Origin of the sequence: Christensenella minuta (assembly GCF_003628755.1) — a bacterium.
Lineage (GTDB): Bacteria > Bacillota > Clostridia > Christensenellales > Christensenellaceae > Christensenella > Christensenella minuta.
Genome location: NZ_CP029256.1, coordinates 2,321,831 through 2,342,719, shown reverse-complemented (window position 1 = coordinate 2,342,719; position 20,889 = coordinate 2,321,831). Strand labels below are relative to the sequence as shown.

Here is a 20,889-nt window from a genome sequence, read left to right as displayed (position 1 = left end):
AAAGAGGGATGAATTTGAGCAACCAAAACGAACATTACGACGAAAGCCAGATACAGATTCTCGAAGGGCTGGAGCCGGTCCGTAAACGGCCGGGTATGTACATCGGGTCTACAGACCTGCGCGGGCTGCACCATCTGGTGTATGAAATTGTGGATAACTCCATCGATGAAGCGATGGCCGGCTTCTGCACGGATATTTACGTGGGAATCGAGGAAGACGGCAGCGTTTATGTGCGCGACAACGGCCGCGGCATCCCGGTAGGACTGCATCCGCAGGCGGGTGTTTCCACGCTTGAAGTGGCGCTCACTATGCTGCACGCGGGCGGTAAGTTCGGCGGCGACGGCTACAAGGTTTCGGGCGGCCTGCACGGCGTGGGCGTTTCCGTCGTTAACGCGCTTTCCCAAAAGCTGGTGGCAACGGTGCGCCGCGAAGGCAAGGTGCACAGGCAGGAATTTTCGCGCGGGGACCGCGTGACGGACCTCGAGGTCGTGGATACCTGCCCGGAAGAGGAAACGGGCACGGAAATCCGCTTCTGGCCGGATCCTGAAATTTTTGAGGATGTAAACTTTGTTTATGATACGCTGCGTGTCCGCCTGCGGGAGATGGCCTTCCTCAACAAAGGCATTTCCATCACGCTCGAGGACCTGCGCGGGGAAAAACCCGTAAAGCATGTGTATTGCTACGAAGGCGGCATCAAGTCCTTCGTGCAGTACCTCAATAAAAATAAAAACCCGCTCTTCCCCGAGCCGGTATATTTCTGTGCGGAAAAGGGCACGTCAATGGTAGAGGTGGCCATGCAGTATAACGAGGGATATGCGGAAAATATTTTCTCGTTTGCGAATAATATCTCCACGCACGAAGGAGGCACGCATCTTTCCGGCTTTAAAAACGCGCTGACCCGCGTGGTGAACGATTACGCGAAGCGCATGAAGCTGGTAAAGGAAAATGAGCCTTCCCTTTCGGGCGAGGATATCCGCGAGGGGCTGACGGCCATTATCAGCGTCAAGCTCACGGAACCGCAGTTTGAAGGGCAGACCAAGACCAAGCTTGGGAACAGCGAGATGCGGGCCCTTACGGACAGCACCGTCGCGGAGGGACTGAATACCTTCCTTGAGGAAAATCCGGCGACCGCAAAGATCATTGTGGATAAATGCCTGACGGCAAAGCGGGCGCGCGAGGCGGCGAAAAAGGCGAGGGAGCTGACCCGCCGGAAAACGGCGCTTGAATCCGCGTCGCTGCCCGGCAAGCTGGCGGACTGCTCGGAAAAAGACGCGAGCAAATGCGAGATATTCATCGTTGAGGGAGACAGCGCCGGCGGCAGCGCGAAGCAGGGACGCGACAGGCGTTTCCAGGCGATCCTGCCGCTGCGCGGGAAAATACTGAATGTGGAAAAGGCGCGCCACGACCGCGCGCTGGCAAATGCGGAGATCAAAGCCATGATTACGGCGTTCGGCGCGGGCATGAGCGAGGATTTCGACGTAGAGAAGCTGCGGTACCACAAAATTATCTGCATGACGGACGCCGACGTGGATGGAAGCCATATCAGGATTTTGCTGCTGACGTTCTTCTACCGCTATATGAGGCCGCTGATCGAGAACGGATATGTGTATATCGCGCAGCCGCCGCTTTATAAGGTGAGCAAAAAGGGGACGGAAGATAAATACCTGTATACGGACGAAGCGCTTCAGGAATACCTGAAGGAAGTGGGCGACGGCGCGGCGATCCAGCGCTATAAGGGTCTTGGGGAAATGAATCCCGAACAGCTTTGGGAGACGACGATGGATCCGGAAACGCGTACGCTTTTGCAGGTGGATATGGATAACGCCATCGAGGTGGAGGAAACCTTCTCCGTGCTGATGGGCGACAGTGTGGAACCGCGTAAGGAGTTCATCGAAGAGAATGCGAAACTAGTCGCGAACCTCGACATATAGCCTAAGCGTGCCTAGGGCGCTTCCCTCCGCCGCCTGGCGGCGGTTCACCCCGCGAAGCTTTGCGGGGTTCCGGATTTGGAAATAGAGGGGGGAGAACCGGCCCCGGACCGCAGCAAGCGGGCCGGGAAACGGCCTATGAGGTGCGGAGCGGACAGGAACTGAAACAGATTTCTTTTTTAGCTTTTTTCTTTTTTAAAAGAAAAAAGAATCAGGATAAAAGATAGAGGTAAAAATAGTGGAAACACCCATAAACAGCATCGTACCAGTTGACCTCAACAAGGAAATGCAGAAATCGTTTATCGCATATGCGATGGCGGTCATCATTAACCGTGCGCTGCCGGATGTGCGCGACGGCCTCAAGCCTGTGCACAGGCGTATTTTATATTCGATGAGCGAGCTCAATATGTATCCGGACAAGCCGTACCGCAAAAGCGCGCGCCTGGTGGGTGACGTTCTCGGTAAATACCACCCGCACGGCGACTCAGCCGTATACGACGCGATGGTCCGCCTTGCGCAGGACTTCTCCATCCGTTATCCGCTGGTGGACGGTCACGGAAACTTTGGCTCGGTGGACGGCGACGGCGCGGCCGCTATGCGTTACACGGAGTCGAGGATGTCGAAATTAACGCTCGAGCTTTTGCGCGATATCGATAAGGACACGGTGGATTTCTACCCGAACTTTGATGAAACGCTGGAGCAGCCTGCCGTGCTTCCCGCGCGCTTCCCCAACCTCTTGGTGAACGGCACGGGCGGGATCGCCGTGGGTATGGCGACGAACATCCCCCCGCACAATATGGGCGAGGCGATCGACGCGACCATCGCGCTGATGGACAATCCGGATATTTCGATTGAAGAGCTGATCGATATCATTCCCGGGCCGGACTTCCCGACGGGCGGCATTATTATGGGCGTTTCGGGAATCCGCGAGGCATATAAAACGGGACGCGGGCGTATCCGCGTACGCGCGAAAACAGAGATCGAAAAGCACGGGGAAGACCGCGAGCGTATTATCGTCACGGAGATACCGTACCAGGTCAATAAAGCAACACTGGTGGAAAAAATTGCGGAGCTCGTGCGCGACAAGCGCATCGACGGCATTTCCGACCTGCGCGACGAGTCGGACAAATCCGGCATGCGCATTGTGATCGAATTAAAGCGCAATGCCAATGCCAACGTGGTGTTGAACCACCTTTACAAACATACGCAAATGCAGGACACGTTCGGCGTTATTATGCTGGCCCTTGTGGACGGTGAGCCGCGCGTACTGAATTTAAAGCAGGTCCTCGAGTATTATGTGGAGCACCAGAAGGACGTGATTGTGCGCCGCACGAAATTCGAGCTGGAAAAGGCGAAGAAGCGCGCCCATATTCTGGAAGGCTTGATTATCGCGCTCGACAACATCGACGAAATCGTAAACCTGATCCGGAGCTCGGCAGACGCGGCTTCCGCGCGCGCGGCCCTTATAGGGCGCTTCGGCCTCACGGAAATACAGGCGCAGGCCATCCTCGATATGCGCCTGCAGAGACTGACCGGCCTTGAACGCGATAAGATCGAAGCGGAGTACAAGGAAGTGCAGGAACGCATCGCTTATTATAATTCCGTGCTTTCCACGCCACAGATGGTCATCGATATTATCAAGGCGGACCTGATGGAGATCCGCGGGAAGTTCTCGGACGCCCGCCGCACGGAAATTACCTTCGACGAGGACGATATCGATATCGACGAGCTCATTGCCCGCGAGGATATGGTGGTGACGCTCACGCATTACGGGTATGTCAAGCGCATCAGCCTCGAAACCTACCGCGCGCAGAAACGCGGAGGCAAGGGCGTGACGGCGATGTCAACGCGCGAGGAAGACTTTGCGGAGCAGGTATTCATTACGTGCACGCACAACCAGCTGCTCTTCTTCACCAACAAGGGCAAGGTTTATATGAAAAAATGCTATCAGATACCGGAGGCGGGCAGGACGGCAAAGGGTACGGCCATCGTGAACATGTTAAGCCTTGACCCGGACGAAAAGGTATCGGCGGTATTCCCGATCGAATCATCGGAGGCGGGAAAGAATTCCAACCTTGTGATCGTAACGCGCGGCGGGATCATAAAGAAGACGCCGTTCAGCGAATATTCCAACATCCGGCAGAACGGCCTTCGGGCCGTGAACCTGCGGGAGGACGACGAGCTGATTTCGGTTATGGAGACGGATGGCGAAAAGGATATTATTGTCGGAACGCGGGACGGTATGTCCATCATCTTCCGCGAAGGGGACGTGCGGCCGATGGGCCGTGTCTCGACGGGGGTGCGCGCCATCAAGCTGCGCCCCGGCGATGAAGTGGTATCCGCGTGCATCTGCGAAAGAGACCGGCAGGTGCTTGTAATTACGGAGAAGGGCTATGGCAAGCGCACAAACGCGGCGGAATACCGCCTGCAGACGCGCGGCGGCATTGGCCTTAAATCCATGAATATCACGGAAAAGACGGGCAAGATGTGCGGGCTGCTTATCGTAGACGGTACGGAGGACATCATGCTCATCAACGACGCGGGCGTGGTGATCCGCATGAGCGTGGACGAGATATCGCTCATCGGGCGCTCGACGCAGGGTGTGCGCGTGATGCGTGTGGACGAGGATACGAAAGTCGTATGCGTGGCGAAGATCGTGGAATCCGAGGAGGACGAAAGCGCGGAGCCGGAAGGCTGCGGCTGCGCCCCGCAGGGGGAATAAGCGGCCGAATCGAATTCATCATAGACTACCTTCCTGAGGATAATACAAGGGTCTATATCCGGTGCAAAAAATGCGGAACGGCCTATACCTTGGAAAACAAGTAAACAGCAGCTTACGCAAAGACCCGGAAGCAATGCTACGGGTCTTTTTCATGCCCGGCGGCGTGCAAACGCAGACGGAAAGGTGGATATGCCTAAAGCGTGGAAAAGAGTAAAACCGCTTTCAAAGCCGGCCGGCCGTATGATATAATAAAACGGCGGAAAGAGGCCGGCTATGTGCGGAGTGGGCTTTCAGGCGGAAAGGAAACAGATATGACGGAAAAAGAAAAAATGCTCCGGGGCGAGCTGTACCGGACGTCCGATCCGGAGCTGGTGGCGGAGCACAGGAGGGCGCTTCGCCTGTGCCGGGAATATAACGACATCGACCCGATGGACGACGCGGAAATGGACCGTGTGATCCGCGAGCTGGTAAACGTGGAGGGAAAGCAGGTCACGGTAAAGCAGCCCATTCGCTTCGACTATGGCTGCCATACCTACTTCGGGGAAAACGTGTTCATCAATTACGGTGTGAATATACTCGACGTGTGCGATGTGCGCCTCGGGGATAATGTGCTGCTGGGGCCGAATGTGCAGATCATTGCCGCGACGCATCCGACCGATCCGAAGATAAGGCTTATGGGGCTTGAATGCGGCAAGCCCGTGACCATCGGGGCGAACGTGTGGCTGGGCGCGGGCGTGACCGTCTGCCCGGGCGTGACCATCGGCGAAAATACGACGATCGGCGCGGGCAGCGTCGTCACAAAGGATATCCCAGCGAACTGCGTCGCCGTGGGGAACCCGTGCCGGGTGTTGAAAAAAGTATAAAAGAGGCCCAAAAAGCCATACGTCCCCAAGGACGTATGGCTTTTTAATTGGTCCGCGCCGCACGAAAAGAACCGCGCGGTCTTCAGCTGCGGCGAATATCCGGACGAAACGCCGCTAGAAGGCTTGCCCTTGCTCCGCGCAAAGCGCCGCCTCCTGCTCGCGCGCGTGCTGGCTGGTAAGGTGCTTCAGCTCGAGAAGCGCGAGGACGAGGGCGATCAGGAAGGAAATTGCGTCCGCGACCGGCCCCGCCCACAAAACGCCGTCGAGGCCGATAAAGATGGGCAGGATCAGGGTCGCGGGGACGAGCACGAGGATTTGGCGCGACAGGGTGACGACCGCTGCCTTTACCGGTTTGCCGATAGACTGGAAGAAGATGCCTGTCACGGTCTGGAAGCCGGCGAGGATGCACAGCATCAGGAAGATGCGGAAGCTCTTCTGCGCGAATTCGTTATACAGGGCGTCCTCGGAACCGAACAGGTTGATGATGCCCTGCGGGAAAAACTGGAACATTACGAAGCCCACGGCGGCGACTGCAGTCGCACAAAGGACGGCAAGCAGGTACGCCTTTTTCACCCGCAGGAAATTGCGCGCCCCGTAGTTAAAGCCGACGATTGGCTGCGCGCCGATACCGAAGCCGATCATAAAGGCAAGCAATATCTGGTAGACCTTCATCACGATGCCGAATGCGGCGAGCGGGATATCGGGACCGTAAACGGACGCCGCGCCGTATTGCACGATCATGTTGTTGGAAACGAGGATGGAGACCGTGATGGCGATCTGCGTGATGAAGCTGGAGACGCCGTACCCCATCACCGTTTTTGCCGTGCGAAAAGACAGCTTCATATCTCTTCGGGAAACCTGTAGGACCTTTGGCTTACGCAGGTAAAGCGCGCTGATTAGGAAGGTAAGAACCTGGCCGAGGATCGTCGCGAGCGCCGCGCCCTCCACGCCCCAGCCGCAGGCAAAAATAAAAACCGGATCAAGGATGGTATTCACGACCGCTCCGGCGATCATCGAGATCATGGCCACCTTGGGGCTTCCCTCGGCGCGTATGCACGAATTGAGGCCCGTGCCGATTACCACGAAGGGAAATCCGAGGATGATAATTCTTCCGTAATCAAGCGCATAGGGCAGCGAATTTTCCGTCGCGCCGAACAGGTGCGCAAGCGGCTCGAGGAAAAAGATACCGAGCAGCAGGAACGCCGCGCCGAAGATGACAAGCAGCGTTACCGCGTTGCCAACGCCCCTTTGCGCCTGGTCCTTGCGGCCCTCGCCGAGCTTGAGGGAGAGGTAGGCCGCCGCGCCGTCGCCGACGAGCAGCGAAAAGGCGATTACAATCACGGTCAGCGGGAAGATCACGTTGGTTGCGGCATTGCCGAGATATCCCACGCCCTGCCCGATAAAGATCTGGTCCACGATGTTATAGAGCGCGTTCACCAAAAGCGAAATAACGCTGGGGACGGCGTATTTCATCACCAGCCTGCCGATTGGCGCAGTACCCAAAAGCTTTGTTTCCGATGCTGTTTCCATAATTCTCCAAACTCCTTTTATGGTTGCCCGGGCAACCTTCAATACAGAATAAGAGGCAACCCATTAGTTGCCTGTGCAACTATTATAATGCGAAAAAAAAACCAAGTCAAGTATTTTTCGGACATTTGACAGCGCGGCCCGGGGCGCTTAAAATGGAAAGCACCGGCACGCGGTCTGCGCGCGGCCGGACCGTGTGCAGCGGACGTTTGCCTTAAAGGGGGAAGGGATATGCGCGAACTCGCGAAAAAGCTCTCGATCCTGTCGCGCAGGTCGGGGATCGACCTGGACAGGAAGCTGAAGGACCTCGGGCTTACCCGTGGACAGCTTGTATACCTGATGTGTATCTGCGACCACGAGGGGATGTCTCAGGAACAGCTCTCAGAGGAGCTGTGGATCAACAAGGGCGCGGTGGCGCGCGCGGTCCGCAGGTTCGAAAAGGACGGCTATATTACTCGCGTCCTTTCCAAAAAGGACAGGCGGCAATACGGTCTTTATCCCACAGAAAAGACAAAGCAGGCTTACCAAACGATCCGCGCGGTTGAGGCGGACTGGGAGGCCCGCATGACGCGGAACCTTTCCGCCGGAGAGAAAAAGATGCTGGATATGCTGCTTGAGAAGCTGCTTGAGGATATGGAGTGACGGGCCGGTTTTTGGAGCGGCGGCGCCGTCCGGCGCGGACGCTACAGCTTCCGCTGCATCTTTTTGCGGTATTTACCGGGGCTCATGCCCGTGAAACGCTTGAAAATAATATTGAAATAATTGGCGTTCGGATAGCCGACGAGGTTTGAAATCTCGAACACGGTATAGCTCGTCTGCACGAGCAGTTCGGCAGCGATCTTGATGCGCGTCTTGATTAGATATTGGATCGGTGAAATATCGTATTTTTCCTTGAACAGGTGCGCGATATGGAACGGGCTGACAAAAAAAACGTCCGAAAGGCTGGAAAGCGTGATGTTTTTCTCATAGTTGTTTTCGATATATTCCTTGATCCCTGAAAGGAGCGACGCAGGTTCGGCGCTTACGTCGTTGTCCATCAGCTTGCGCTGCAGGAGGATAAGCAGGTATTCCGTGAGCTTTCCGGCTGCGATCCTGTAATCCGGGCGCTTTTCCGACAATTCGCCGTGCACCTGCGTAATGATCCCCGTCATGGGCACGGTTGAATTGCTGCACGGGAGGAGCGTCTCGCGCAGGGCGTAGGGCAGGCGGCCCTCCTCCTGGCCGGCGTATTGGAAGGATGACAAATAAAGCGTAATCAGCGTACACGGATTTTCGCCAAGGGAAGACAGCCGGTACGAAAGCCCGGGGATTAAAACGATATCGCCGCTCCCAAGGGAATAGGAAATACCGTCAAACCATGCGTTGACATTCCCTTGCTGCACTAAAACAATCTCCGTTTCCGTGAGGTCCTTGCGTTCTATATCGAAATTGTTTTTCAGGGTGACCTGGTTTGAGAGTATCTGAGGCGGCCTTACCAAAACCGGATGGCTTAAATTCATTATTTGCACCTCTTGTTTGCTACACCATCCCTAATTTAGCATGTGAAAACAATGAAAAACAACAACTGGGAGGAAATGCGCAATAATCGTGCATTGATTCCACAAGTTTGTTCATATCTGGAAATACGGTATCCCGCTAGACTTGACCGTGGGAGAATATGATTATAGTATAGACCAAACAGGCGCGGCAATGTATTAAAAACGCGGCGTGTAAAGGGGAGATCAAAAATGCTGCTCACCATGAACAACATCAACAAATCGTTCGTCGGCAACCCGGTTCTGAAAAATGTGGCGTTCGAGCTTGCCGACGCGGAAATCCACGCGCTCGTGGGCCTCAACGGCGCGGGAAAATCCACGCTCATCAACATCCTTTCGGGCGTGTTCCCCGCCGACAGCGGCACCATTACCTTCGGCGGACGGCAGGTGCAGTTTAAAAGCCCGCGCGAAGCCCTTGCGGAGGGGATTTTCACGGTGTACCAGGCCACCAACCTGCTCCCCGACCTCACGGTCGCGGAAAATATCTTCCTCAACGATATGCAGAAACGGGGCGGGCTCATTCACTATAAAAAAATGTATGCCGATGCGCGCGCCCAGTTTGAAAAAATGGGATATGCGCTCGACGCAGCAAGGAAGGTGCGGGACCTCAGCACCAGCGAACGGTATATGGTCTCCACCGCCCGGGCCTACCTTTCAGACGCCCGGGTGTTTATCATGGACGAGCCGATGATAAACCTCGCGGCCGCGGAAAAGGAGATATTCGTGCGCTTTATGAAGGAGATGCGCGCGCAGGGAAGGTCCATAATCTATATCACGCACAACATCGGCGAGGTGCTTTCGCTGTGCGACCGGGTGACGGCGCTGCGCGACGGCAAAAACGTGGCGGTATGCAGCACGAAGGGCCTGTCCGCGGGGCGGCTCAGCTACCTTATTTCAGGCAACGAATCCCTGCGGCTGTATCCGCCGAAGGCGGCACGGCAGGATAAAATACTGCTCGAGACCAGCCATCTCAGCATGGGTTCCGTACTGCACGATATCAGCCTGCGGCTGTACGCGGGCGAGATCCTTGGCATCACGGGGCTAACCGGTTCCGGGCGCACGGCGCTCATCAAGACCATTTTCGGTGAATTCGAGATGGATTCCGGCCGCCTCAAGCTGCGCGGGGAGGAGCTTGAGCTAAAAAATGCGACGGACGCGGTGAACCACGGCTTCGGGTATGTAAACGAAAACCGTATGGACGCGGGACTGTTCCTTGACATGGGGGTCGCGGCCAACCTTACCATTTCCGCACTCGAGGATATCCGCAGGGGAATCTTTCTCGACCTCCGGCAGGAGATGGAGGAGGTTGTGGACCAGTCCATCGAGCTGAATCTCAAAATGGACAGCCTCCACCAGGAAATACGCTTCCTGAGCGGGGGCAACCAGCAGAAGGTGATGGTAGGGCGGTCGCTTATTTCCAACGCGAGCATCCTGCTCCTCGACGAGCCGACCAAAGGAATCGACATCGTCTCGCGCAGCGAGATTTATATTGTGATGAACGAGCTTGCCGCGGACGGCAAGGGCATCATCCTCGTTTCCTCGGATATGGACGAGATCGCCGGCCTGTGCGACAGGGCTCTCGTGATGAGGAACGGACGGCTGGTCGCAGAGCTTCCCGAGGAAGAGCTGCCGCGGCTTACGGAATATATGTAGCCGCGCGATGTTTCCGGAAGCGCTTTCCGTGTTATCAATAGGGTAAGAAAGAAAAAACGGAGAACGAAGCCATGACGGAAACAAAAAAGAACGGGCGGCTGTGCATTTACCAGAGCGCGTTTGATTCGAGGGAAACGGTAGCCCGCGTAGAACGGGAACTGGAAAAACGGAACATCCCCATATTTGCGAGATTCGACCATGAAAGGAACGCCGAGGAAGCGGGATTGCTCCTGCGGCCCACCGAGGTGCTGGTATTCGGTTCGCCCGAGGCGGGCACGAGGCTGATGCAGAAAAACCAAAGCGTTTCCATCGAGCTTCCCCTGCGCATCTCTGTGTGGGAGGATGAAAAGGGCAAAGTGTGGCTCGCGTTTCCGCGTATGTCATACATTGCCGAGGCCTACGGCCTCGCGCTCGATCCGGTCATTGAAAAAATGCAGGAGCTTCTGGAAGACCTGGCAAAAAGCGCCGCCTGATTTTCATGTTTTTGGCATACCCGCGCGGGTATTAAAAGGGAACGGGGAGGAAAGACGGGAGATGAGCAAAGATGCCGCTGCCAAAACCAAAGAAAAACGAGGAAAAGCAGCCCTTTATTTCGCGCTGTATCGCCAAGGTGACAAAAGAGGACGCGGATAAATTTCCGGACCGTAAACAGCGCGCCGCTATCTGCTATTCGCAGTGGGATGGGAATGAAAAGGACGGCAAAAAAAGCACGAAAAAAGGATCGCGCAAGTGATCCTTTTTTTATGTGAAAAAGAGCTGCCGCGCCAACGCCGAAACAGCGGAGAAGCCGCCGCGCCAGGTTCCGGCCGGTTCTGAAGACCCGCAGCCTTACAAAATAAAAACGACTCGCCTCTGTTATAGCTTGCTATCAAAAAACAGCGCTCATTTTACTGTGGCTTATAAGAAGAAGACAACGGCGAAAGACAGGCTGGCAAGCGAAACAAAAATCAGTTATAAAACCTACACATTTTTGCGGGCGGGCGCAAGAAAGAGATATTGCCCCGGCGGTGCAAAAGGAGCCTCCAGCCAGGAGAAAAAGCCTTTTACACCGCCTTTTTTTGTGCTTTTTTCGCGGCCCCGGCCACCGCAAGAATTGGAAGACAGGGGAACAAGCTTGTTTCTTGTGGCGCAAAGGAAAGGCCGTTAAGATAAAGCCAGCCGGTGAATCCAGATGCGGTTTTGGAAGGCCGGCTTCCATCGAATACGCAGCAATCAAACAGAACAGGGGGGAAGAATATGGGAAACAGCGGCAATGCTTTCATCGAGATGACGGGCATCACCAAGCGTTTTCCCGGCGTGGTCGCGCTTTCGGACGTTTCGCTCAGCGTAAACAGGGGCGAAGCCGTAGCGCTTGTCGGGGAAAACGGCGCGGGAAAATCCACGCTGATGAAGATGCTTTCAGGGCTCTATCATCCCGACGAAGGGGAGATCAGGGTAAACGGGCAGCCCGCCCGCATCACCGACCCGAAGCGCGCGCAGGAACTCGGTATCAGCACGATTTTCCAGGAGCCTTCGCTCGCGCCGCATCTTTCCGCGGTGCAGAACGTGTACCTTGGACGGGAGGTGCAGAAGGGGCTAATAGGCAGGGCGGTGAAGCGCCTCGACGAAAAGGCCATGCTCGAAGAAACACAGAAATTGTATGCAAAATTTTTCCCGACCGTGGAGGACGTGCTCGTCCCGGTCGGGCAGCTGGGGGCGCTTAAGAACCGCGTGATTGAGATCGTGAAGGCGCTGTCGATAAAATGTTCGCTCGTCATCATGGACGAGCCTACCGCGGCCCTTGCGGAGCACGAACGGCAGGTATTGTTCGATTTTGTGCATATGCTCAAATCGCAGGGTATCGCGGTAATCTACATCACGCACCACCTGCGTGAGCTTTTTGGGCTAGTCGACCGCATTGTGGTCATGCGCGACGGCAAAAATGTGGCGGAGGTCGGACCGGAGGATACGGATGAGGGCGGCCTCGTGGCGCGCATGGTGGGCCGTACCATCACCAATTACATCGTAAAAGAAGACGTTCCCGTGGGCGGCGAGATCCTGCGCGTGAACGGCCTTTCGCGCCGCGGCGTGCTCGAGGATGTGAGCCTGCATGTGAACCGGGGAGAGATCGTAGGGCTTGCGGGCCTTGCGGGCGCGGGCCGTACCGAGACCGTACGCGCCATTGTGGGAGCGGATAAGACGTCTTCGGGCACGGTGTTTGTGGACGGCAGGAAATGCCGCATCAGGACCCCGAAGGACGCGATCCGCTGCGGCATCGGCATGCTTCCCGAAAACAGGAAGCTGCAGGGCGTGCTCATCGAACAGGACGTAAAAGACAATATTACGCTTGCGAACCTCAAGGAAGTGCTGGCGGGAAATTTTGTCATCCGGAAAAACAAAGAGGTCAAAACGGCGAAGGAGTATGTGCAGCGGCTGGGCGTAAAAACGCCGACCATCTATCAGAAGGTAAAGTCCCTTTCGGGCGGAAACCAGCAGAAGGTGATCCTGGCGAAATGGCTGTTTACAAAACCGCAGGTGCTGATCTTCGACGAACCGACGCAGGGCATCGATGTGGGAGCCAAGCACGAAATATACAGGCTGATCGCGGATTTCGTAAAAGAGGGCGGGGGAATCCTGCTCGTGTCCTCCGAGCTCCCCGAGCTTTTGGGCCTTGCGGACCGCATCTATGTCATGCACCAGGGCAGGATTGTGAACGAATTTACCCGCGCGCAGGCGACGGAAGAAAACATCACATTGTATGCGTCGGGAGGGCATGAATCATGAAAAAGCAGGCAGTCGCACAGACCAAAAAATTTGACGAGCTTGGCATCCTGGTCGTCATGATCGCGCTGTTCGTGTTCCTCGCCGTTGCCTCGCCCTTTTTCCTGAAGGTGGAGAACATCCAGAACCTGCTTTTGCAGTCGGTGTTCGTGATGCTCGTGGGCTTCGGCATGACGTTCGTGCTTACCATCGGCGGCATCGACCTTTCGGTGGGTTCGATCCTCGGATATTCGGGCGCGGTAACGGGAATGATTATCGCGGCGGGAGGCAACATTTTTCTCGGGATACTGGCGGGGCTCGGGACGGGCGCAGCGTTCGGCATTTTGAACGGACTGTTAATCACGCAGCTTAAGATCGCCCCGTTCCTTGTGACCTTCGCCATGTCGAGCGTGGTGCGCGGCATCCTCTTGCTGTCCACCACCAACGGCGCGGTCAGCGGATTTGCGGTGCCGGAGTTCACCTACCTTGCGCAGGGCTATATCGCGGGGCTGCCCATTCCGGTCTTCATCACCATCATCGTTTTCGTGATCCTGCTGTTCCTCTTTAGATTCACGAGCTTCGGACGTAATGTGACGGCCATCGGCTCAAACCGCGAAGTCGCGTTTTTGTCCGGCGTATCGTGCGACAAGGTTACGGTGGGCGTATACATGCTTTCCGGCCTGCTCGCGGCGCTGTCCGGAATTCTCCTTGCGGCGCGGCTTACGGCCGTGCAGTCCGAAATGGGCGGCGGCTATGAAATGGACGCGATCGCGGCGGCGGTCATCGGCGGCACCAGTATGGCGGGCGGCAAGGGCAGCATTGTCGGCGCGATCATCGGCGCGGTGATCCTCGGCATGATTTCAAATGGACTCGACCTTTTATCGGTAAACCAGTTCTACCGCCAGATCATCGTCGGCGCGATCATCATCATCGCCGTGGCGCTTGAACGGTTTACGTCGCGCAAAGCGCAGCGGGTCTAGGAAGGAGGGCATATGAAAAACAATGAAACGGCTGCGCCTCTTGCAGTAAAAGCAAAAAAGAAAATAGACCGGCAGCTTCTCGGCCTGCTGATCTTCGTCATCGTCATGATGGTTGTGATGTCCTTCCTTTCGGACAGCTTCCTTTCGGTGTCGAACCTCACCAACGTATTCCGCCAGTCGGTATTCATCATGCTCCTGGGCTTCGGCATGACGTTCGTGCTCACCACCGGCGGCATCGACCTTTCGGTAGGCGTGATGCTCGCTCTTTCGGGCGGCATGGCAGGCTGGTTGCTTTCCATGAACGTCAATATCGTTCCGGCGATCATTGCGGGCGTCCTTGTGGGCATCCTTGTGGGCGCGGGTAACGGCCTGATGATAACCAAGCTGCGCATCACGCCCTTCATCGCCACGCTCGCCACCATGAGTATCGGGCGCGGGGTCATGTATGTGTGGACGAACTCAATCCCCTTCCGCAACTATATGGTGGGCGGCTTCCGCTTCATCGGGCAGGGGGACGTCTTCGGACTGCAGTTCCCCATCGTGATTGCCATCGTGGCTTTCGTGATCCTGCAATTCGTGTACCGGTGTACGGCGTTCGGACGGCATGTGACGGCGTATGGCAGCAACGAGGAATCGGCAAGGGTGTCGGGCATCGATACGGATAAGCTTTTAATCAAGGTTTACGCGCTGTCCGGCCTGATGGCGGCAATCGCGGGGATTACGCTCGCGTCCCGCCTGGAAACGGTGCATCCTGAAATGGGCAAGGGCTATGAGCTCGACGCGATCGCGGCGGCGATTATCGGCGGCACCAGCCTTTCGGGCGGCAGGGGAACGCTTGTCGGCACGGTGCTGGGGGCGTTCATCATCTATCTTATCAGCAACGCGCTGAACCTGCTGAACGTGGACCCGGACTGGGAAACGATTGTAAAGGGCATCATCATATTGATCGTGGTGGCGGTGGAGTTCCTGAGCCACCGCAATAAAAAAGGATAGGCTTTTGCATACGGCGTATGCACATAAAATAACAGGAGGAATGGAAGAACATGAAAAAAAGGCATTTTAAAGTGGTAGGGCTTGCCCTTGCGGTACTCATGGCGCTGAGCGCAGCGCTTGTGGGCTGCGGGAATGTAGACAGCCCGGCGCAGACGTCGGCTGCGGCTGCGGACGGCGGCGTGGCCGGCGCGGGTACACCGGCCGTTTCCGCTGCGGACGGCACATGGCAGTGGGGCGACCCGGAATGGGAAGCGGCGGTACGCGCCAAGGTGGAAGGCAAGACCTTCAAGATCGGCTTCACTCCGCCGGCGGCATCCGAGTTTTACGATATCATCATGCACGGGGCCTATACCATGATGAACGAGCTGCACGACCGCTTCGGCGTGAACTTTGAATTCGAGTTCGTGGCGCCGAGCGAGCACGACGCGGTGGAATCGCAGGTCTCGACCATCGAAAACTGGGCGACCAAGGAATTCGACGCGGTGCTGGTATGCACGGCGGGCGACTTCGATTCGATGAACGCCGTGTACGAAAAAGCGACGGCGGCGGGCACGGCAGTGTACCTGTTCAACATGCCCGCGGAGCTGTGGGATGTTGACACCATCAAGGCGACTTCCGTCATCAGCTACGACAATGCGCGCCAATCGGGCTACCTCGTGGGCCAGTACGCGGCTGAAAAGCTCGGCGGCGAAGGCAAGATACTCTTTATCTCCGGCAACGACGGCCACTGGACGACCTCGCGCCGCGAGGGCTTCATGGAAGCGGTATCCGAATATCCGGGCCTTACGATCGTCGGTGAGCAGCGCGGCGAGTATGTGCGCGATTCAGGTATGGCGGCGGCGGAAAACCTCCTGCAGGCAAACCCGGACGTGGACTTCATCTACGGCGAGAACGAAGAGATGGCGCAGGGCGCCGTACAGGCGGTGCAGGCGATGGGTCTCAAAATGTGGGACGGCAGCGAAGGCATCATCGTAGTCGGCGCGGACGGCCTGAAATCCGGCTTTGAACAGATCAGGAGCGGCGGACTCACCGCGACGGTGGACGTGGGAAGCGTGGACCAGGGCCGCGAGGCGGTCAAGGCGATCTTCATGCACGAGCTTCTCGGCTACAGCATCGACAAGGTCATCAACGTGCCCACCATCCTTGTGGACAGCGAAAACATCGATATCCCCGAGGCATATGTGGACTGGGCGCTTGCAGCGGAGGAAAGCTACAACTAACCGGCAGGCGGAAGGGCGCGTCCGGGTGCGGCCTTTGTGCACCCGGGCACGGCCCCGCCCGAAAGGAAAGGAGAAAACCGCTTCTGTCAAACAATTTGCATTGAGCAAACAATCATAAAAAAAAATCTAACAGGAGGCAAACAAATGATTGCAAAGAAAACGAGAGACATGTTACCCGCGAAGTTCGAGCAGCTCATCAATGAGAGCATTTGGGATGGGTTTGGCGAAACGATCACGGGCGCGGAATATAAAGCGCGCACCGAGAAGGTGAAAGGTAAGATCGAAGAGGAGGGCTGGGACGCGATGCTTGTGTTCGGTGACTGCTACCGCATGAGCAACATCCGCTGGCTGGTCAACTACCGCACTATCGACGGGGTATACCCGCAGCCGGAGATCGTATTCCTGGCCCCCGGGGCAGACCCGGTGTTTTTCCTGCCTGACAGCCAGATCCGTTCGGCGCACGAGGAATCCGCAATGAAGTACATGGGCGACGATATCCGCGAGATACGCGGCGAGCTGAGCCGTTTCCTTGCGGACTATAACGCCAAAAAGCCGCTCAAAAAAGTTGCGCTGTGCGGCTATACGTACTGCGACCTTGAGATATGGGATGAAATCAAAAAGGGCATCCCGGACGCGGACATAAAACAGAGCCAGATGATCGAATACTACAAATCCATCAAAACGGAAAAGGAACTGCGCACCATGCGCAGGGCGGGACGCGTGGCGGATATTGGCGCGCAGATGCTTTACGACGTGATGGAGGACGGCATCACCGAAAAAGAGGCGCAAAGCCTGGTCTATGCGGCCATGTTCGCGTCCGGCGCGCACAGCATCGCTTTCGATATTATGGTACAGACGGCAGACAACCTGCTTTCCCTCTTCAAGCGCCCTACGGACACAAAGATCACGCGCGGCAATATCGTGATGATGGACCACGGCTGCCGGATCAACGATTACTGCTCCGATTCCGCAAGGACGTATGTGTTTGGCGATGTGCAGAAGGAAAAGGTAGAGCTGCTTGAAAAGCTGAACCGCGTGTTTGAAACGGGACTCGAGCAAATCTGCGCGGGCATGACGGGACGCGAAGCGGATGCGGTCATCCGCGCGGCGGCCGACAAGGAGGGCATCACGCAATTCATCGTATCCCCGAGCGAAGGCCGCCTGGGGCCGCACGGAACGGGCATGGACCCCGAGGAAGCCATGCCGATTATCGGGCCGGATTCGGACGACGTGCTCGTGGAGGGACAGACGTTCGCGTATGAGCTGTCCGCCATCGACGAAAACCTGACAGGCGTGCGCACGGAAGACCCGATCGTCGTGCACAAGGACGGTATGGAACCGCTGACGAATTTCCCGCGGTTCAGCTATAAGCCGTAAGATTACTTTTTTCCTTAAAAACAGCCGCTCCCTGAAGCGGCTGTTTTTTTGCCCAGGAGAAAGACCGCAAGAATGTTAGTTTTTTTACCGGATTTTATTTGCTACAATAGCAAAAAAGGAGCGTAAAAGGGGTAGCCATATCATGAACAGGCGCAGCGCAGCAACCAGCGGGGGAGCGGAAATACAAAAAAATGTAACGGGCTTTTTGAAGGACAATGCCGCGATGATCGCGCTCCTCATTATCGTGCTGCTGTTGATCGCCCTCTTCGCACCGCAGTTTTTCAGCGTACAGAATATTACGAACGTTGCCCGGCAGGCTTCCACCACAGGCATCATTGCCATCGGCATGACGTTCGTCATCATCACCGGCGGCATCGATCTTTCGGTGGGCGGCGTGCTTGCGGCTACCGGTATCGTTTTTTCCATCCTTACAAAATTCGGTTACGAGCTGTGGGCTGCCGTGCTGTGCGCCCTGCTTCTCGGTGCGATCGTGGGAATCGTCAACGGGTTCGGCGCCATCTTTTTCGGCATCCAGCCGTTTATCATGACGCTCGCGACTTCTTCGGTCACCGGGGGGCTCGCGCTGCTTTTGTGCGACGGGATTCCCGTGGAGTTTACCACAGTGACGAGCCCGGTGATCGACTTTTTTGGGAACGGCAACGTGGGGCCGGTGCCCGGCCCGTTCGTGCTCTTTGCAGCGCTGGCCGTGCTTTCGGCCGTGGTGCTGCGCTACGTGCCTTTCGGGCGGTATGTATACAGCGTGGGAAGCAGCTTTGAAGGCGCACGCCTTGCGGGCGTGCGCACTACGCGGATTATTATGGTCACTTATATCGTATGCAGCGTGTGCGCGGCGCTGGCAGGAATTGTGACGGCATGCTGGCTGTATGTGGGGCATCCGGTGGCGGGCAGCACGGCGGCGCTCGACAGCATCGCCGCCATTGTAATCGGCGGCACCAGCCTTTCGGGCGGCAAGGGAAGCGTGATCGGCACGGTGGTGGGCGTATTGCTGATGACGGCGGTCGCAAACCTGCTGAACCTGACAGGCGTGCCTACGTATATCCAGCAGATCGTTAAGGGAGTTATCATCATCCTTGCGATCCTGCTTTCCACCAAAGGGCTCAAAGGGCGCATCAAGGAAGCGTGGAGGGGATTATGAGGCGAACTGTGACTGCGCTCCTCGCCGCTGCGGCGCTGCTTTTGGCATCCTGCGGACATATGACCCGGTCGCCGGTAGGAAACCCTGCGGACGAAGGAGAGACCGTGCTTTACACTGTGAACGGCGAATCCGTTGATTTCGGTATCTATTGCAGCGAAACCGCCGCAGGGACGCTGGTGCCCGAAAAGCCGCTCGGCGAATATACCGGAACGATGGGCGTGATCGTTTCGTCCATGCGCTTCCCTTATGGCGGGGGCACGAAGGTCATGGCCGAGGAAACACTGGAAAAGTATTTCCCCAACATGGATTATGTGATCGGCAACGGCGACGGGGACCCGGTTACGCAAAGCGCGCTGATTGACGACTACATTGCCCGGGGCATCGACGTGCTGGTGATCGACCCGGTGGAAAAAGAAGCGATGGTGCCCGCCTTCGAGCGGCTGAAAGAGGCGGGAATTCCCGTGGTATGCGTGGATCGCTATGTGCCCGCGGACTTTGAATCCGTGGTCAAGGCAGACGATGTAAAGATCGGCCAAAAGGCGGGCGAAGCGATGGTGGAGCTTCTCGGGGGCAAGGGAAAGGTGGTGGAGATACAGGGCGCTCCGGCGGCTTCCAACACCAATGACAGGCACATCGGCTTCGCGCAGGGCATCGCGGGATCGCAAATCGAGGTAATCGCCGCGCCGTACGCGGATTTTTTGCAGACGCGCGGCCTCGGGGAGATGGAAGACCTGCTGCAGCGCTTTCCGGATGACGGCGATATCGACGCGATCTTCAGCCAGTCGGACGTCATGACGATGGGTATTATCCAAGCCCTAAAAGCGGCGGGGAGGGATATCCCCATCGTGAGCATCGACGCGCAGGAATCGGCGCTTGGCGCGGTGCAGGCGGGGGATATCGACGCGGTGGTGGCCTATCCCATCCCCATGCCCGCAGGGATATTCGCGGGTGTGAAGGTGATGGAGGGGGAGGAAATCCCCGGCTATATCGAGCTCGAGTGCCCGGTAATCACAACGGAAAATGTGGGGGAGTATATCGGTCATTCGGGCTACTGAGGCGGACGAACCGATGGGAGCTTTGCTTCGCGGCACGCCGCTGGCCTGCCGTTCTTTAAATGCGGAAGATTATGCTGGTCTAAAACTATAATTTGAATCTTTGAAATCACCGGAAGGGGAGCATAGCGCCGGAGAGTGTCCGCGGCCAAATGCACGGATGTAAACGGCCAGCCGAAGCTTATCAAACACAGCAATGCCGATACAGGCCGCCTCCTAAATAAAGGATGCCAACATCAAGGGCCGCCCTGAATAGGGACGGCCTTTGTCGTGTTGTATTAAAATTGCGTTATTAAGCCATTTTGGAATGTTCCTATTGTGTTCATTAAAATGCCGTGCTAAAAAATTTAAGGTATAGACTGAAGTACCGAATATGCTGAGTTATTAGCCTGTAAACTGCAAAAAGCATATGAACCTGGGTTGTTAAAAAAGGATAGCAAATTACATGAAATGGAACTGCACGGTTGTTCGACGGTATTACCGAAGAGGCGGCTATGAGGCTTAAATTGTAGCACGGGAAGACTTTTGCAGGGATGATTTTCCTGAAAACAAGGAGGAATACAGGCAAGAATTTTATCCGTGCTCCACATTTTGAAAAGGCAGTGAAAGCACTGAATTTTGCCAATATTATAAAAAACAGGAATATGAGCCGCATACATAAATAAAGGAGCAAGCGTTTGGCCAGCGGCGATCTCTCTTGAGCCGTTAAACAAGCCGGCCAGATATGCGCGGTCGTGTCCCTGATAGACAGCGACCTGCCCCAAGCGCCCTGAAATGCCTTAACCGTGCAATTTGCGCTTGACAACGCACCTTTGGTTTTGCTATACTATTAAAGCGTATTTGGATGGAGAGATGGTCGAGTTGGTTTAAGGCACCGGTCTTGAAAACCGGCGATGGTTTACCCCATCCGTGGGTTCAAATCCCACTCTCTCCGCCATTTTTTATCGGTGGAAGGTGGGAAGCGGCCCGGCATACAAGTGAATGATGCGGCACAGTTCAGTTGGAGAAGTACCCAAGTACGGCTGAAGGGGCTCCCCTGCTAAGGGAGTAGGCTGGGGTAACCGGCGCGAGGGTTCAAATCCCTCCTTCTCCGCCAAAAAGAACCGCTTAACAAAGCGGTTCTTTTGCGTTTTGTGATATTTTT

Annotated in this window: 17 protein-coding genes and 2 tRNA genes; 17 read left to right on the top strand and 2 right to left on the bottom strand. The window is 56.2% G+C overall.

Features of this window, described 5'->3' with window-relative positions; genetic code table 11:
- The first annotated feature begins 8 nt into the window (after positions 1–8).
- From gyrB to B1H56_RS11160, 3 genes are all read left to right on the top strand, one after another.
- Positions 9–1,931, top strand: coding sequence for a DNA topoisomerase (ATP-hydrolyzing) subunit B (gyrB, locus tag B1H56_RS11170; protein WP_066519754.1), 1,923 nt, complete (start codon positions 9–11; stop codon positions 1,929–1,931).
- A gap of 235 nt (positions 1,932–2,166) precedes the next feature.
- A complete protein-coding gene (gyrA, locus tag B1H56_RS11165; RefSeq protein WP_258106328.1) occupies positions 2,167–4,650 on the top strand; it encodes a DNA gyrase subunit A in 2,484 nt (827 codons plus the stop codon).
- A 311-nt stretch (positions 4,651–4,961) separates the two neighbouring features.
- Positions 4,962–5,513, top strand: coding sequence for a sugar O-acetyltransferase (locus B1H56_RS11160; protein ID WP_066520055.1), 552 nt, complete (start codon positions 4,962–4,964; stop codon positions 5,511–5,513).
- Positions 5,514–5,627: 114 nt separating this feature from the next.
- Here the strand turns inward: B1H56_RS11160 and B1H56_RS11155 are convergent, their stop codons facing one another.
- Complete coding sequence (locus B1H56_RS11155) at positions 5,628–7,043, bottom strand: MATE family efflux transporter (RefSeq protein WP_066519752.1); 1,416 nt, start codon at positions 7,041–7,043, stop codon at positions 5,628–5,630.
- Between the two features lie 228 nt (positions 7,044–7,271).
- Here B1H56_RS11155 and B1H56_RS11150 point away from each other — a divergent pair, with 228 nt between their 5' ends.
- A complete protein-coding gene (locus tag B1H56_RS11150) occupies positions 7,272–7,682 on the top strand; it encodes a MarR family winged helix-turn-helix transcriptional regulator (protein ID WP_066519750.1) in 411 nt (136 codons plus the stop codon).
- A 41-nt stretch (positions 7,683–7,723) separates the two neighbouring features.
- On the opposite strand, the gene B1H56_RS11145 is transcribed toward B1H56_RS11150, so the two are convergent.
- Positions 7,724–8,539 (bottom strand): AraC family transcriptional regulator, encoded by an 816-nt coding sequence (locus B1H56_RS11145; protein ID WP_066519748.1) that lies wholly within the window; start codon positions 8,537–8,539, stop codon positions 7,724–7,726.
- Positions 8,540–8,767: 228 nt separating this feature from the next.
- Between B1H56_RS11145 and B1H56_RS11140 the strand changes: the two genes are divergently transcribed.
- From B1H56_RS11140 to B1H56_RS11080, 13 genes are all read left to right on the top strand, one after another.
- On the top strand, positions 8,768–10,228 hold the full coding sequence (locus B1H56_RS11140; protein WP_066519746.1) for a sugar ABC transporter ATP-binding protein: 1,461 nt from the start codon (positions 8,768–8,770) through the stop codon (positions 10,226–10,228).
- Between the two features lie 71 nt (positions 10,229–10,299).
- Entirely contained in the window at positions 10,300–10,701 is a 402-nt protein-coding gene (locus tag B1H56_RS11135) for a DUF302 domain-containing protein (protein WP_082771109.1), read from the top strand.
- Between the two features lie 71 nt (positions 10,702–10,772).
- Complete coding sequence (locus tag B1H56_RS11130) at positions 10,773–10,961, top strand: hypothetical protein (RefSeq protein WP_066519743.1); 189 nt, start codon at positions 10,773–10,775, stop codon at positions 10,959–10,961.
- A gap of 12 nt (positions 10,962–10,973) precedes the next feature.
- Positions 10,974–11,375 carry a hypothetical protein gene (locus B1H56_RS11125; RefSeq protein ID WP_066519740.1) on the top strand — a complete coding sequence of 134 codons (402 nt, stop codon included), beginning with the start codon at positions 10,974–10,976 and terminating at the stop codon, positions 11,373–11,375.
- Between the two features lie 89 nt (positions 11,376–11,464).
- Positions 11,465–12,991 (top strand): sugar ABC transporter ATP-binding protein, encoded by a 1,527-nt coding sequence (locus B1H56_RS11120; RefSeq protein ID WP_066519738.1) that lies wholly within the window; start codon positions 11,465–11,467, stop codon positions 12,989–12,991.
- Entirely contained in the window at positions 12,988–13,947 is a 960-nt protein-coding gene (locus tag B1H56_RS11115) for an ABC transporter permease (protein WP_066519736.1), read from the top strand. Before B1H56_RS11120 ends, B1H56_RS11115 begins: the two co-directional genes overlap by 4 nt.
- Before the next feature lie 12 nt (positions 13,948–13,959).
- Positions 13,960–14,940, top strand: coding sequence for an ABC transporter permease (locus B1H56_RS11110; RefSeq protein WP_066519734.1), 981 nt, complete (start codon positions 13,960–13,962; stop codon positions 14,938–14,940).
- Positions 14,941–14,990: 50 nt separating this feature from the next.
- Positions 14,991–16,160, top strand: coding sequence for a sugar ABC transporter substrate-binding protein (locus B1H56_RS11105; protein ID WP_066519733.1), 1,170 nt, complete (start codon positions 14,991–14,993; stop codon positions 16,158–16,160).
- A gap of 144 nt (positions 16,161–16,304) precedes the next feature.
- Complete coding sequence (locus B1H56_RS11100) at positions 16,305–17,537, top strand: M24 family metallopeptidase (RefSeq protein ID WP_066519732.1); 1,233 nt, start codon at positions 16,305–16,307, stop codon at positions 17,535–17,537.
- Between the two features lie 142 nt (positions 17,538–17,679).
- Complete coding sequence (locus B1H56_RS11095) at positions 17,680–18,693, top strand: ABC transporter permease (protein WP_066519731.1); 1,014 nt, start codon at positions 17,680–17,682, stop codon at positions 18,691–18,693.
- On the top strand, positions 18,690–19,748 hold the full coding sequence (locus B1H56_RS11090; RefSeq protein ID WP_066519730.1) for a substrate-binding domain-containing protein: 1,059 nt from the start codon (positions 18,690–18,692) through the stop codon (positions 19,746–19,748). Before B1H56_RS11095 ends, B1H56_RS11090 begins: the two co-directional genes overlap by 4 nt.
- An 843-nt stretch (positions 19,749–20,591) precedes the next feature.
- Positions 20,592–20,682: transfer RNA gene (locus B1H56_RS11085), tRNA-Ser, on the top strand.
- Between the two features lie 65 nt (positions 20,683–20,747).
- Positions 20,748–20,841 (top strand) — tRNA-Ser (locus tag B1H56_RS11080).
- The last annotated feature ends 48 nt before the right edge of the window (positions 20,842–20,889 follow it).

What these genes read in the sequence shown, in the direction of transcription:
- gyrB (WP_066519754.1), top strand. Translation starts at nt 9, where the DNA reads ATGAATTTGAGCAACCAAAACGAACATTACGACGAAAGCCAGATACAG.
- B1H56_RS11160 (WP_066520055.1), top strand. Translation starts at nt 4,962, where the DNA reads ATGACGGAAAAAGAAAAAATGCTCCGGGGCGAGCTGTACCGGACGTCC.
- B1H56_RS11155 (WP_066519752.1), bottom strand. Translation starts at nt 7,043, where the DNA reads ATGGAAACAGCATCGGAAACAAAGCTTTTGGGTACTGCGCCAATCGGC.
- B1H56_RS11150 (WP_066519750.1), top strand. Translation starts at nt 7,272, where the DNA reads ATGCGCGAACTCGCGAAAAAGCTCTCGATCCTGTCGCGCAGGTCGGGG.
- B1H56_RS11145 (WP_066519748.1), bottom strand. Translation starts at nt 8,539, where the DNA reads ATGAATTTAAGCCATCCGGTTTTGGTAAGGCCGCCTCAGATACTCTCA.
- B1H56_RS11140 (WP_066519746.1), top strand. Translation starts at nt 8,768, where the DNA reads ATGCTGCTCACCATGAACAACATCAACAAATCGTTCGTCGGCAACCCG.
- B1H56_RS11135 (WP_082771109.1), top strand. Translation starts at nt 10,300, where the DNA reads ATGACGGAAACAAAAAAGAACGGGCGGCTGTGCATTTACCAGAGCGCG.
- B1H56_RS11130 (WP_066519743.1), top strand. Translation starts at nt 10,773, where the DNA reads ATGCCGCTGCCAAAACCAAAGAAAAACGAGGAAAAGCAGCCCTTTATT.
- B1H56_RS11120 (WP_066519738.1), top strand. Translation starts at nt 11,465, where the DNA reads ATGGGAAACAGCGGCAATGCTTTCATCGAGATGACGGGCATCACCAAG.
- B1H56_RS11115 (WP_066519736.1), top strand. Translation starts at nt 12,988, where the DNA reads ATGAAAAAGCAGGCAGTCGCACAGACCAAAAAATTTGACGAGCTTGGC.
- B1H56_RS11110 (WP_066519734.1), top strand. Translation starts at nt 13,960, where the DNA reads ATGAAAAACAATGAAACGGCTGCGCCTCTTGCAGTAAAAGCAAAAAAG.
- B1H56_RS11105 (WP_066519733.1), top strand. Translation starts at nt 14,991, where the DNA reads ATGAAAAAAAGGCATTTTAAAGTGGTAGGGCTTGCCCTTGCGGTACTC.
- B1H56_RS11100 (WP_066519732.1), top strand. Translation starts at nt 16,305, where the DNA reads ATGATTGCAAAGAAAACGAGAGACATGTTACCCGCGAAGTTCGAGCAG.
- B1H56_RS11095 (WP_066519731.1), top strand. Translation starts at nt 17,680, where the DNA reads ATGAACAGGCGCAGCGCAGCAACCAGCGGGGGAGCGGAAATACAAAAA.
- B1H56_RS11090 (WP_066519730.1), top strand. Translation starts at nt 18,690, where the DNA reads ATGAGGCGAACTGTGACTGCGCTCCTCGCCGCTGCGGCGCTGCTTTTG.